Source organism: Myxococcus sp. MISCRS1, assembly GCF_026626605.1.
Taxonomy (GTDB): Bacteria; Myxococcota; Myxococcia; order Myxococcales; family Myxococcaceae; genus Myxococcus; species Myxococcus fulvus.
In genome coordinates, this window is record NZ_JAPNKB010000001.1 from 8,152,913 (window position 1) to 8,167,238 (window position 14,326).

Below are 14,326 nucleotides of genomic sequence, written 5' to 3' on the forward strand. Positions count from 1 at the left end.
GCGCTCCCAAGAACCGGTCGCACCGCCAGGTCGAGTCCCAGGGTGCGGTCGACCGCCTTCGTGAGCGACGCGGCAGATTCTTCCGCGCCAGTGCGTCGCGAGCCTCGAGCGGAGCCGAGGCCCACCACCTCAGTCGAGCAGCTGCATCAGGTCCGCGCGGGTGATGGCGGCGCCGCCACCCGAGGCGCCTCCCAGCGCGGACTCGAAGAGCGCGCGCTTCTTGTCCTGGAGCGTGAGGATCTTCTCCTCCACCGTGCCCTGGGACACCAGCCGGTACACCATGACGGGCCGCTGCTGGCCGATGCGATGCGCGCGGTCCGCGGCCTGGTTCTCCACGGAGGGGTTCCACCACGGGTCCACCAGGAACACGTGGTCCGCCGCCGTCAGGTTCAAGCCCGTGGCGCCCGCCTTGAGGGAGATGAGCATCACCGGCGGGCCCTTCGGGTCCTGGAAGGCGTCCGCCACCGCGCCTCGGTTGGACGTGCCGCCGTCCAGGCGGATGAAGCCGATGTCCGCCTCCCGCAGCGCCGGCTCGATGAGGTCCAGCATCGACGTCCACTGCGAGAAGACGAGCGCCTTGTGCCCGTCCTCCACCGCCGTGGCGAGCGCCTCCACCAGCGCCTGGACCTTCGACGACGACTTCGCGTGCTGACCCGGGACGAGCGCCGGATGGCACGCGGCCTGCCGCAAGCGCAGCAGCGCCTCCAGCGCCTTGAGCACGCTGCCGCCGGCCTCCAGCTGCGACACCACCTCTTCCCGAGTGGCCGAGTACACCGCGTCATAGACGGCGCGCTCGTGCTCGCTCAGGGTGACGTGGCGGACGGACTCGGTGCGCGGCGGCAGCTCCGGCGCCACGTCCCGCTTGAGCCTGCGCAGCACGAAGGGCCGGATGCGCGCGCGAAGCCGCTCGGCCGCGCCCTTGAGGTTGTCCGAGACGGGCCGCGCCCAGCGCTCCTCGAAGTCCTTGCGCCCCCCGAGCAGGCCCCGGTTGGTGAAGTGCATCAGGCTCCACAGCTCCTCGAGCCGGTTCTCGATGGGCGTGCCGCTGAGCGCGAGCCGGAAGTTCGACTCCAGCTCGTACGCCGCGCGCGCCACCTGGCTGTCGGGGTTCTTGATGGCCTGCGCCTCGTCGAGCACCACCATGTCCCACGTCTTCGCGCCCAGCACCTCCGCGTCCAGCCGCAGCAGCGCATACGTGGTGAGCGTCACGTCGGCCGTCTCGTCCAGGGAGCGGCCGGGGCCGTGGTACACGGACACCTTCAGCGACGGCCGGAAGCGCCGCACCTCCGCGTGCCAGTTGGGCAGCACGCTGGTGGGCGCCACGACGAGCGTGCCCTTCCCAATCATGCAGAGGGTCTGCAGCGTCTTGCCCAGACCCATGTCGTCCGCGAGCACGCCGCCCAGTCCCGCCTGCCGCAGGAAGGTGAGCCAGCTCACGCCGTGCAATTGGTACGGGCGCAGCTTCGCGGTGAGGTCCTGGGGAAGGTGGGGCTCGGGCAGCTTCTCGAAGCCCTTCACCAGCGGCGCCAGCTTCTCCAGGCCGGGCGGGGGCGGGTGCTCCAGCGCCTCGCACAGGTCCGTGAGCTGGGGGATGGCGTGGTTGGCGATGCGGCCATTCGAGTCGCGCGCCGCCAGCAGGTCCGTCACGCGCTGCCCATGCGACTTCAGCCACTGGGTGGGCAGGGGCGCCCAGCCTCCGCCCTCCAGCGGCACCAGGCCCAGGCCCTCTTCGTAGGCCTTCATCACCGCGGCCGCGTCCACCATGCGCGGCGCGTCCGGGCCCGCGCCCTCCACCTCGAAGTTGAACGAGACGCCGACGCTCGGCGCGCCCACCTCCGTGGTGCCCGTCTGCACGCCGAGCACGGGCTTGAGCTTCACGTCCGGGCTGACGAAGCGCGCCGCGTCGCCGGTGAGCCCGCCGCGCCAGCGCCGCAGCTTGTCGGCGAGCTGCACGGCCTCCTTGCCCTGCACCGCCACGCGCCGGCCGGGGACCATGTTCAACTCGTCGCGCAGGCCGTGGATGAGCTTCTGCTCGGCGCCCTCGTCGCGCACGGGCACCGCGCCGCTCAGGTACACCATGCGCCCGTTGTCGATGCGCACCGTGGGCGGCGAGCCGTACACGAGCGTGGGCAACACGGAGAGCCCGCCCTCGAGCGGGTCCAGCTCCAGGGAGATTCTCGGCTTGAGCGTGCGGTCGATGGCCGGCAGCCGCTTGCTCGTCACGTCCACGGGCAGGCGCCTGGCCAGCTCCGGCAGCACCTTGCCGGTGAGCTCGCCCATCTGGTCCGGCGAGAAGGCGCGCTCCTGCGGCAGCTTCTCCAGCCGCGAACCGGAGAGGGACTGCTCGCCGAGCCGGAACAGCACGCCGCCGCCTACCGCGATGCCGGGGCTGATGACCTCGGTGACGCGCGGGTCCCTGTCCACCTTCATCACGGTCTGCTCGCCCCGGTCCTCCACCGTGACGCGGGGCAGGAGCAGCTCGCTGGAGACGGACATCAACATCCCGTCGAAGAGGATGGTGCGCGCGGGCTCCAGCGCTCGCAGCAGCGCATCCAGTCGCTCCGGCGGGAGCGCGCCGCGCGTGGGCCTGGCGAGCAGCGCGTCCACCACGCGGTCGCACGGCTCCACCTGGATGCGCGCGGCCTCCACGGGGTTCGTCAGCAGCGAGGACAGGCTGCGCGCCAGCAGCCGCGCGGTGTTGTCCGGACGGACCACCAGCCGCTCCAGCTGGAGGCCCCCGTCCACGCGCTTGAAGCGGTACACCAGCCGCTCCGGCTTGGCCGTCGCTCCAGGCCGCGCACCGGGCGCTGGGGCCGTCGTGGGACGAGCGGGCGCGGCGGGCGCCGAGGGCCGCGCGGACGCCATGGGTCGCGCGGGCGCGGCGGGACGTGCGGGAGCCGCGGGACGGGGCGGAGCGCCCTTCTGCGCGGCGTGGTGGAGGAAGAGGGCGGCGGCGACCACGTGCTCGCACGGGTCATGCTTCCCCCGGCAGTCGCACTCCCAGATTTCGTCCTCGGGATAGAGGACCGTCGTCACGGGGGCGGGGCGGCCGGTGGCGCGCACGCGCAGCACCGTCTCCTCCTCGCCGACGGACTGCACCGAGACGGCGCCGGCGCGGGCCAGGCCCATGCCGGCGGACCAGGTCTCCGGGCGCGCTTCCTCCTGGATGGTTTCGAGCAGGTCGGCGGTCGCGGACATACGGGGACCGCCTCCCTAGCGCCGCGGCGGACCCGGCGCAATCCTCGCCTGCGCCGGGTCCGTGGGAGACGGGCCTACGGGTAGGTGTCCAGGTACGCGCGGTGGCTGTTGGAGAACTCGAAGTTGGTGAACTGGTCCCAGTTGATGGACCAGGTCATCAGGCCCTTGAAGCCGGGGTAGCCCGCGGGGTTTCGCAGCACGTAGGTGCCGCCGAAGGACTGGCCCTTGAGCAGGTAGTCGAGCGCCTTGTGCACGTTGGCCGGCGTGGTGTACCCGCCGCCCGCCGCCTGCGGTGACGACGGCAGTCCGATGAGCACCTGGTCCGCGCGCAGTCCCGGGAACATCGCGCTGGTGTTGCCGCCCACGGGGAAGCCCTGAATCATCATCTCCGCCATGGCCACGTGGAAGTCCGGCGTGCTCTGCGCGTAGGCCCGGCCGTCGAGCGCCATGACGGTGCCGGTGTTGTAGTGCTGCACGTGCAGGTACGTCAGCCTGTCCCTCAGCGCGTGGATGACCGGCAGGTACGCGCCCCAGGGGCCGCCGTACGCGGACATGCCGCCCTGCACGTAGGCCGTCTCGGGCGCCATGGTGAGGATGAAGCCCGTGCCGTTCTGGTTGAGCAGCTGGCGCGTGGCCTGGATGATGTTGACGATGCGCGGCGTCGTCGGGTTGCGGAAGTCGGTGTCCCCGCCGTTGAGCGACAGCGAGCTGCCCTCCAGGTCCAGGTCCAACCCGTCGAAGCCGTACGTGGTGATGAGGTTCTGCATCGTGGTGACGAAGTTCTGCCGCGCGGTGGCGTCGTCCAGGTGCACCGTGCCGTTCGCCCCGCCGATGGAGATGAGCACCTTGCGGCCCTGGCTCTTGAGCAGCGCGATGTCCGCCTTGAAGTCCGCGACGCTCGAGTTGTACGGCGTGAAGGCCATGTTGCCGGAGCCCGCGCCGCCCACGGGCTCGGCGAAGGCGACCTGGATGACGTTGAACTTCGCGGAGATGTCGCGAAGGCGGATGTTCGTCGAGCCGTTGTCGAAGTTGTGCCAGTAGCCCACGATGAGCTTGTTGCCCGTGGGCTGCGTGCCCGTCGTCGTCGCGGACACGCTGTTGCTCGCCGCCGAGCGGTTGCCCGCAGCGTCGCGCGCCTTCGCGGTGAAGGTGTAGGTCGTGTTCGCGTTGAGGCCCGTCACCGTGACGCTGGTGGCGCCCGTGGTGGTGGCCGAGGCGCTGCCGCCGCCGTTGACGAAGACCTCGTAGCCGGTGACGGCCACGTTGTCCGTGGACGCGCTCCAGCTCAGCGACACGCTGCTGTTGCTCACGCCCGTGGAGCGCAGGCTGCCGGGCGTGGACGGCGGCACGGTGTCGACCGGCGGGCGAGGAGAGGTCGTCACGCTGTGCGCGCTGCTCGCGGCCGAGCGGTTGCCCGCGGCGTCGCGGGCCTTCACGGTGAAGGTGTACGTGGTGTTCTCCGCGAGGCCCGTCACCGTGACGCTGGTGGCGCCCGACGTGGTGGCCGACGCGGCCGTGCCTCCGTTGGTGAAGACCTCGTAGCCGGTGACGCCCACGTTGTCCGTGGACGTGCCCCAGGACAGCGACACGCTCTCATGGGTCTTCGCCGTGGACGTGAGCGAAGGTGGGGCCGAGGGCGCCTGGGTGTCCGGCGGTGGATTCCCCGTACGCTCCAGCCAGAGGGCGGGAACGTTCGGCGGCTCCCAGCCGACGAGCGACGTGTGGGACTGCCGGCAGTCGTAGCCCTTGCCGGAATAGGAGACGATGTCGCCCACCGTGTACGGCGTGTTGGGCGCCCATGCGCCCCGGTCCGCCGCCAGCACGTGCGCGGGGAGCAGGAGGCACAGCAGGGTGGTGAGGGCCACGAAGGCGGTGAGGCCCGCCCGGTGGAGGAGACCTGGAAGCTGCATGGCATCTGCCTTTCAGCTGGGGGAAGAGGCGCCCGGAGGCACCCCCTGGCAGAGAGAGGTGGCTCCCATTTTTCGGGTCAAACCTCGATTCCGGCTTCCGGCGACCCGCGCGCCGCCCCGCCCGCGCGGACGCCCATTTCCGTCCCTATTTTCGGAAGAAGGTCCTAAGAGGCGAGTCATTCCAGGGGGTTGGCGGCGGTCCTCAAAATAAATCGAGGCCGTGTCGATCTCCCGTGCGCCGGTTCGACGAAGCAATGAAGCCGGAGCGCAACCGGCGCGGAACCTCGGAACGACAAGGAGCACGCAATGCGATTCATGGTGATTGTGAAGGCGGACAAGAACTCGGAAGCCGGAGTGATGCCGGACGAGAAGCTGATGACCGAGATGGGGAAGTACAACGAGGAGCTGGTGAAGGCCGGGGTGCTGCTCGCCGGCGAGGGGCTCCACCCCAGCTCGAAGGGCGTGCGCGTTCGCTTCAACGGCACCTCACGCACGGTGATTGACGGGCCCTTCGCGGAGACGAAGGAGCTGGTGGCCGGCTTCTGGCTCTTCCAGGTGAAGTCCAAGGAGGAGGCCATCGAGTGGGTGAAGCGCTGCCCGAACCCGATGCTGGGCGAGTCCGAGATCGAAATCCGCCAGGTCTTCGAGATGGAGGACTTCGGCGAGGCGATGACGCCGGAGCTGCGGGCCCAGGAAGAGCGGTTGCGTGAGGCGACCGCCAAGAATTGAGCGCCTCGCCCCACCACCACACCCCAAGGCACGGGGCCCCGGGAACCTCGCGGGCCCGTGCAAGTCTTTTTTGTCGCCCGCACGGCCACTTGACGATGGCTGTGTTTCAGTGTGTCTGGATTGTCCATGAGGCCATGTATGGCCATGGACGAGCGAACGCTCGCTTGAGAGCGCATGCGTGGGTTCACCCGCATGCCCCTCGCGGGCGCGGCCCGCATTGCGGGAAGAAACCCGGGTAGCGTCAATTCATTCCCATGCACGGACACCACGAACGTCCGTTCATGGTTGTCATTGTTTCACGCTCCGTGGGTCCGGACACGCAATGTCAGACCCCTCATGCACAACGCACGTGTCTCATTCATCCATGCGTTGTCAGAATCGTGAGGGTTCAGCATGTCTCCGTCATCCCCGCAGGGCATTCCTTCTTCCGCTCAGGTCCTGGAGCGGATTCGTCAGTGCGCGGCGTCCGTCACGCGGTATCCGCTCGACATCCTCACGGCGGAGGCCTCGCTCGAGGACGAGCTGGGCATCGACTCGGTGAAGCTCGCGGAGATCGCCGCCGTCGTGGCGCGCGAGTTCAACCTCTCCGCGGACCGGCTGCCCAGGGGCGCGAAGGCGCGCACGCTCGGGGCCATCGCGGAGGGCGTCGCCTCGTTGCTCGCGGAGTCCGCGCCCGTCGTGGCGCCTCCCGTCGCAGCGGAGGCGACGCCCAGGGCGTCGGTCGCGGCGCGCGTCCAGGCGGCCGCCACGCCGCGGCCCGTGGGGGGCGCGTCGGTGGACCTGGAGTCGAAGGTCCGCGCCGTGTTCGCGCGGGTGACGCGCTATCCGGAGGAGCTGCTGACGCTCGACGCCGACCTGGAGGACGAGCTGGGCATCGACTCCGTCAAGCAGGCGGAGGTGGTGGCCGTGCTCATCAAGGAGCTCGGCTGGGAGGTGGCGCCCAGGCCGTCCCAGCGCCTGCGCACCCTCTCCGCCATCTGCGAGGCCATCCGCTCCCAGCAGGGCGCGGCGGCGGTGACGAGTCCTCCCGTGGAGCAGGCGCCCGGGCGGGTCGCACCGCCGTCCAGGCGTCAGCCGCCGCTGCCGTTCGAGGGCAAGGTCGCGCTCGTCACGGGCTCGGGGAAGGGCATCGGCAAGGTCATCGCCATGCGCCTGGCCGGCGCGGGGGCCACGGTGGTGGTCAACTCGTTCCACTCGCGGGACGACGGGGAGCGGACCGCGCAGGAGATCCTCGCGGCGGGTGGCAAGGCGCTGCACCTGTGGGGCTCCGTCGCGCACGAGGAGCATCTGGAGCGGCTGTTCTCCGCCATCGGCGAGCGGCTCGGCGGGCTGGACTTCCTGGTGTGCAACGCGTCCAACGGGCTCATCGGTCCGTTCGACCGGATTGCGCCCCGGGACTGGGACAAGGCGTTCCGCACCTGCGTCACCGGGACGTACGAGTGCGCCATGCGGGCCCGTCCATTGATGGCGCGGCGCGGGGGCGGGGCCATCGTCACGATGTCGACGTCCATGTCCCAGCGGTACATGCACGACCTGGGGTGCCAGGGCGTGGTGAAGGCCGCGGTCGAGTCGCTCACCCGGTATCTGGCGGCGGAGCTGGCCCCCGAGGGCATCCGCACCAACTGCGTGTCCGCGGGCCCGGTGCACGGCGAGCTGCTGGGGATGTTCCCGGATGCGCCCGGGCGGGTGGCGCGCTGGGAGGCCGCGACGCCGGGAGGACAGCTCTGCACCGCGGACGACGTGGCGGACGTGACGGAGCTCTTGCTGGGCTCCAGGACGCAGCGGGTGAACGGCGCGGTCTGGGTCGTGGACGGTGGGCTCTCCGGAACGGTGGATGGCCTGCTGCCCTCAAGGCCCGCGCGAACCCTCGGACACGATGACCGGGCGCAGCTCGCCCTGGACGCCTGAACCCTTTCGCTCGGGAGACCTGCCATGGGTTACTTCGCCGTCCCGTACGTCATCCACTTCGATGACACGATGGCCTACGGGAGCCATCACTTCCTCACCAACTTCAAGTTCCAGTGCGCGGGCCGTGAGCACCTGCTCTTCAGCCCGCACTTCTTCGAGGTGCCGGAGTTCCGGCGCGACTTCGACCGGGTGCTCCTGCTCACCTACGAGGGGTACTCGCGCAACCTCTCGCCCGCGAACCTGGGGGACAGCCTCGTGGTGCTGACCACGTTCGAGGAGCGGGGCGAGGTCGGCGTGCGCTTCTGCTTCCGGACGCTGAAGCGGGACGGGACGCCCGTGGCGTGCGGCTACCAGACGGTCCTCTGCGCGGACAGGGCCACCGGCGCCCTGTGCGCCTTCCCGGATTCGTTCCGCCCCTGCTTCGAGTCGCTGTCGAACATGTTCGAGCCCGCGTCCGCGCAGAGCTTCCGCGAGCGCGTGCTCAAGGGCGGCTCCGCCATCCAGGAGCTGTTCTCCGAGCCGGTGCGTGCGCTGGCCCGGCGTCTGCTGGAGGACCCGGCCTCGCTGGGGACCTCCAGGCTGGTCGACGTCGATGCCCTGGTGGCGAGCGCTCCGGTCGCGGTGGAGCCGGCGCGGAGCCCCACGCTCCAGTTGCCGACGGGGGCCACCGCGTTCCTCTTCGCGGGGCAGGGGTCCTTCGAGCCGGAGTTGTTCGCGCGGCTCAAGTCCCTGCAGCCCGAGCTCCGCGACGAGCTCATGTCCGTCGTGGACGTGGCCCGAGGACACGGGTTCGACGTGCGCCCGTTGGTGGAGGCGCGGGACGCGGCCGAGGTGCGTCACGCACTGGAGCAGGAGCCGCGGCTCGACCAGCTCGGCATCTTCCTGTCCGGTGTGCTCGGCGCGCGGTGGTTGATGCGCGAGGGCACGGCGCCGGACGTCTTCGTCGGGCACAGCTTCGGGGAGATTGCCGCGATGACGGCGGCGGGGGCGATGGACCTGCGCTCCGGCGCGGAGGTCGTGTGCCTGCGGGTCCTAGCGCTCGAGACGGTGCCGGAGGACCTGGGGACACTCGCCGCCGTGGCACTGGGCGAGGCGGACACGGCGCGTGCGCTGGTCGAGAGTGGCGTCACGGGGGTGACGGTGGCGGGGCGCAACCACGCCAAGCAGACGGTGGTGGCGGGGGCCCGTTGGGAGCTGGAGCGACTCCGAGCCCACCTGGAGCAGCGAGGGCAGGGCTTCACCTTCGTGTCGAGCCGGTACCCCTTCCATCATCCAGGCCTCCGGCCCGCGGCGGAGGCGTTTCGGGTCGCGCTGTCGCGGGTCGAGATGAAGACGCCGCAGGGACTCATCTACTCGCCCATCGAGCGGCGCGTGTACGCGGGAGCTCCGGGCGAGCTGGCGGAGGCGCTGGCGGCGCACCTGCTCAAGCCGTTCGACTTCCTCGGCGCGGTGGAGCGGCTGTCGAGCGCGGGGTGCACGCGCTTCCTGGACTGCGGCACGGACGGACGGCTGGCGCGCATCGTCCAGCGCATCCCGGTTCCGACGGGGCCGCTCGACGTGCGCGCCATCTCCGCGCTGCTGCCGCCTCGCTCCGAGCCGGTGGCGTCGGCTCCCGTGAAGAGCGAGCCGCCGAAGGCGGATGCGACCATTGCCATCGTGTCGCTCGGCTGCATGTTGCCGGGAGGCGCGAAGGACCCCGAATCCTTCTGGCGCAACATCCGGCAGGGCATCAGTGGAATCGTGGACCCTGGGGCCCGCGAGCCGTCGCTGGTGACGGACTTCATCGGGCCGGTGGGCACGCCGGACCGGGCCTACACGTTGCTCACGGGAGCCGTGCGTGACGAGGACCTGGTGGCGCCGGAGGGGGCGGACCCGGAGCGCTTCCGGCGATATGTCCGCGAGCAGAAGCTGCTGGCCATCGCGCTGGCCCAGTCGATGGAGGGCCTCGGGGCGCATGCTCCGGAGCGCATCCAGTGTCTGCTCGGCTCCACGGCGGAGGGCTCCTCCGAGTACGACGCCGCGCTGAGTCTGGAGGCGGGCGAGGCGCTGCTGCGCGCGAAGGGGATGCATGGCGCGGACGTGGCCCTGCTGTCTCGGGCCGCGCGCGAGGTGATGGGCGTCGAGGCCCGCTCGTCGGAGCTGGCACCGCATCCCACGCTCCAGGCGGTGGTGACGGACGTGGTGGGGCGCGGTGTCTCCACGGTGCTTCTGGATGCGGCCTGTGCGTCCTCGCTCTACGCCATCGCGTTGGGGATGAAGACGCTCCAGCGAGGGGAGGCGGACCTGGTGCTGGCGGGAGGAGTCTTCTCTCCGGGGCCTGGCAACAACTGCCTCTTCTCGCAGTTCAACGGGCTGTCGGCGACGGGGAGCAGGCCGTTCGACGCGAGCGCGGATGGCGTCATCTTCGGTGAGGGCGCGGGGGTGGTGGGGCTGATGCGCCTGTCGGATGCGCTCGCGCGGGGCCTGCCTGTTCGCGCTGTCATCCGAGGCACGGGGTTGTCGAGCGATGGCCGCAGCAGCTCCGCGAATGTCCCTCGCGTGGAGGGACAGGTGGCGGCGATGACCGCCTGTTATGCGGCGGCGGAGGTGGACCCGGCTTCCATCCAGTACCTGGAGGCGCACGGCACCGCGACGCCCGCGGGAGACGCCACCGAGCTGAAGTCGATCGGCCGGGTCTTCGCGGGCAAGCGCGCGGGCATCCAACTGGCGAGCGTGAAGGCGCTCATCGGACACGTGGGCTGGGCGGCCGGCGCCGCGTCGGTCATCAAGCTGTGCAAGGCGCTGGAGCACCGGTTGTTCCCGAGGCAGGCGAACTTCGAGCGGCCTGGCGACGCGCTGCGCGCGCTCGGCGCGGACTTCGAGGTGAGTCAGCGTGAGCAGCCCTGGCCGGAGAACGGGGCGAATCCCCGGCGGGCCGCGACGAACGGCTTCGGCTTCGGGGGGACGAACGCGCACCTGGTGCTCGAGGAGTACCGAGGCGATGCGTCGCCCGTGTCGACGCGGTCCGGGTCGATGAGCGAGCTGGTGGTCGTCGCCGCGGAGGGCGTGTACCCGGATGCGCGAGGGACGCCGCGAGTGGGCGTGCCGTCGGAGGTGGGGACGCGCTTCGAGGTCGGAGCGTTCCGTCTGCCCTCCTCGTTGAGGTTGTTGCCGGACATCGCCGAGGACATGGACCTGACGCAGGGGCTCGCGCTCACGGCGGCGAGCGCGCTCGTGGAGAAGCTGGGTGGCTTCGACGGGCTGCGCTCGGGAACGGCCATCGTGCTGGGGCTCGAGGGAAAGACGCGCAGGGGCGTGGAGGCCATCCAGAGGGTGCTGGCCGCGTCGACGCGGCGTGGGCTTCGCGAACTGGTCCTGGGGACTCCGGAGCGCGCGGCGCTGCTTCCGTTGGCGGAGGCGCTGCACGACACGGTGCTGGGGAGTGTGCGGCCGTCGGGGCCCTACACGCTCCAGGGGATGATGGCGAACGTCACGCCGGGGCGGGTGGCGGGGGCGCTGGATACGAAGGGGCCCAACTTCGTCATCGACGCGGGAGCGGCCTCGTTGGCCGAGGCGCTGAAGGCCGCGAGGGACGTGCTGGAGACGGGCTTCGAGCTGGTCCTCGTCGGGAGCGCGAACGTACTCCGACCGGGCGCAGTGGATGCGGCGAGCGCGTCGGAGGGGGTGATGTTGCTGGCGGTCACCACCGCCGAGAAGGCCGCACAGCGAGGGCTGAAGGTGATGTGCGGCTTGCGCCTGTCCTCGTCGGAGCCTGTACGAGAGGACGCCGTGACGCGACTGTCAGCGCATTCGGCGAGCGAGGGGCTCGCGGTGCTGCGCGCGGTGCAGGCGGCGAGTGAGGGACGCGCGGGGACGCTGTGCTTCCACCCGGACGCGGCGAAGGGCACGCGTCTGTCGGTGGAGCTCATCCCTCCGCAGGCACGTGTCACCGGAGCGCGAACTCATGTCATGGAGAACCCGCGCATCGAGGGGGCTCGGAATGAGGCGGCGGCCTCGACAGCGAGGACCGCGCACCCAGCCGCCGCGATGTCGACCTCCAAGGTGGGTGAGACGGTAGCGAGGGCTCAAGCCGTGAGCGCGAGAGTGGATGCGTCCGCGCCCCAGGCAGAGGCGAGTGGCTTCGACCTCCGTGCGTCCATCGGCTACCACGCCCCTGTGCTCGTCGAGCATCCAGCGCGAGTGACGCGGGCCTCGGTGCTCACGGGGCGACGGGTCCTGTTCATCGCGGGAGACGAAACCCTGGCACATGAGCTGGAGGAGCAGGCGCGCCGGCTCGGTGTGTCGGACCACCTCATCCTCTTCGCGGGCCCCGCGACGAGCACGAAGGGCAGGGTGCGCGGCATCGACCTGTCGAGCGAGGAGACCGCCGAGGCGGGACTGGAGGCCCTCGGCTTCGAGCCCCAGCTCATCCTCGCCGTCACGCGTGTCCACGGTGGCAACGCGCCCCAGGTCGTCGAGCAGACCGCCCTGCGCCACGAGGCACTCGAGCTGCTGTTCCTCGCGGCCCGTCGCTCCTACGAGAAGCTCGTCGCCGGAGAAGTCGAGCTGGCGAGTCTCTGCATGGGCGGGCTGGGACCTCGGCGTGTCCTGCATCCCGTGACGGGGCTGTTCGCGGGGATGCTCAAGTCCATCGCGAGGGAAGTCCCGGCCAGGAACGTCCGGGCCATCTCGACCACGAGCACCCTGCTGCCCGAGTCCCTGGACCAGGCGCTCCTCGAGCTGGGCTCGGAGGAGGACGAGGAAGGCCCGTCGGTCGAGGTCTGCTTCGACGGCGAGACGCGCTGCGTGCGCAGGCTGCGCCCCACCTCGTCACCGTCCTCGGGACCGGCCCTGCTCGACTCGAGCTCCGTGGTCCTGCTGACAGGCGGCGGCCGTGGCGTCACGGCGGTGCTTGCGGGCGCGCTGTTGAAGCGCTACGGCTGCACGGTGGTCCTCCTGGGCCGGAGCGACCCGGAGGCGGCGCCCGAGAGAATCCTCGTCGCGACGGACGAGCAACTCCCCGCGCTGGAGCGGGAGTTCTACACCCACGAGCTGGTCACGACGTGGGGCGTCCGGATGCCGGAGTTGCGCGCGCGCTTCGAGCGTCACCTGGCCGCCCGCGAGCTTCGCTCCACGCTCATGGGGCTCGCCCGGCTGCCAGGGCGGACCGTCTACCGCGTCGCGGACGTCACCCGGCCCCAGGACGTGGCGAAGGTCATGGACGAGCTCGTCCGCGAGTTCGGCCGACTGGACCTCGTGGTCCACGGCGCGGGCACGCAGACCTCCAAGAAGCTCAACCGCCGCCGGCTCGCGGAGCTGCGAACGAACCTGGACACCAAGCTGCTCGGGCTGCACCACCTGCACGCGGCCTGCGCCAGTCGCTTCGGACGCACGGTGCCCTTCCACGTGCTCACGTCCGCCTTCAGCTTCATCGGCAATGACGGACAGGCGGACTACGGCGCGGCGAACGAGGCGCTGGACCGGCTCTGCGCCTGGGTGGACGACGTCAACCCCCGCGCACACTGGTGCAGCGTGGGGTGGCTCGCCTGGGATGGCATCGGGATGACCCGGGGCTCCGAGTACCGGGTGCTCGGCGCCAGCCGCAAGCTCCGAGGCATCCGTGCCGAGGAGGGCGAGGCCCTGTTCCTCCAGCTCGTGGACGGCCAGCCGCGCGAGGCCATCAACGTGCAGCTCACCCAGAACGAGCGCGAGTTCTACGGCCTGCAGCTCCTCCCCGAAGGCTCCGCGAGGGCCACCGCGCCGCGCCCCGTCGTCCGCGAGGTGCGGGTCGACGCCGCGAGCGTGCCGTGCCTGGAGGACCACCTGGTGCGCGGCACCCCCACGCTCCCGGGGGCCTGGGCGTTGGACCTGATGCTCCGGGCCGCGGTGGGAGACCGGCTGCCGGAGCTGAACACCGTCACCATCGAGGACGTCCGCTTCTCACGCTTCATCCGCGTGCGGCCCGGCGGCCACCAGGCCCTGCGCGCCGAGTGCACGCCGTGGGTCGATGAACCCGGGGTGCACGGTGTGCGGGTGCGGCTGTTGGGGGACATCGTCCACGCCTCCGGCGTGGTGCTCGAGCGTGACCTCGTCTACGCGGAGGCGCGCTTCACGCTGACCCGGCAGCCACCCCAGGGCGTGCCGGGACTCGACGCGGCGGCGCCCTCGGGGCGAGGCATCCTGGTCGAGGACCCTCATTGCGCCCCGGGAGGTCCCATCGAGCTGCGCAAGATGTTCGACTGCCTGGAGGACATCCGCCTGGAGCCCGCGGCGCGCTTCGCGAAGCTCGGCCTGCCGACGCGGCGGGAGGAGGCGGGGGCCACCGTGCCCGCGCTCGTCCTGGACGCGGCGCTGCGCTTGAGCGCGATGCACGTGCACGGCGTGTCGAACGACGTCTTCGCGCCCATCCAGTTCCAGCGCGCGACGTTCGACCGGGAGCTGGTGGACGGGCGGAGCCGCGCGCCGCTCCAGCTCTCCCTCAAGGCCCTGCGCCCGCGACTGGAAGGCGACGTCCTCCAGTGCGGCACCGTCGCGGCGGTCGATGAAGCGGGGCGCCTGCGGATGCTGCTCGAGGGCGGCCTCGCGCGCCCCATGGCCTGAAA

5 protein-coding genes are annotated in these 14,326 nt (G+C 71.1%); 3 read left to right on the forward strand and 2 right to left on the reverse strand.

The features are described 5' to 3' along the window. Positions 1–129: 129 nt before the first annotated feature. Together OWM54_RS32630 and OWM54_RS32635 are read right to left on the reverse strand one after the other, a co-directional pair. Positions 130–3,198, reverse strand: coding sequence for a DEAD/DEAH box helicase (locus OWM54_RS32630; protein ID WP_267700002.1), 3,069 nt, complete (start codon positions 3,196–3,198; stop codon positions 130–132). Positions 3,199–3,272: 74 nt separating this feature from the next. Further along, positions 3,273–5,108 (reverse strand): fibronectin type III domain-containing protein, encoded by a 1,836-nt coding sequence (locus OWM54_RS32635; protein ID WP_267700003.1) that lies wholly within the window; start codon positions 5,106–5,108, stop codon positions 3,273–3,275. Between the two features lie 306 nt (positions 5,109–5,414). On the opposite strand from OWM54_RS32635, the gene OWM54_RS32640 reads away from it, so the two are divergent. The 3 genes from OWM54_RS32640 to OWM54_RS32650 all read left to right on the forward strand — a co-directional run bounded on the left by OWM54_RS32640 (position 5,415) and on the right by OWM54_RS32650 (position 14,324). Further along, entirely contained in the window at positions 5,415–5,837 is a 423-nt protein-coding gene (locus OWM54_RS32640) for a YciI family protein (RefSeq protein WP_141322932.1), read from the forward strand. A 393-nt stretch (positions 5,838–6,230) separates the two neighbouring features. After that, on the forward strand, positions 6,231–7,745 hold the full coding sequence (locus tag OWM54_RS32645; RefSeq protein WP_267700004.1) for an SDR family oxidoreductase: 1,515 nt from the start codon (positions 6,231–6,233) through the stop codon (positions 7,743–7,745). A 24-nt stretch (positions 7,746–7,769) separates the two neighbouring features. Beyond that, on the forward strand, positions 7,770–14,324 hold the full coding sequence (locus OWM54_RS32650) for a type I polyketide synthase (RefSeq protein WP_267700005.1): 6,555 nt from the start codon (positions 7,770–7,772) through the stop codon (positions 14,322–14,324). Positions 14,325–14,326: the final 2 nt, after the last annotated feature.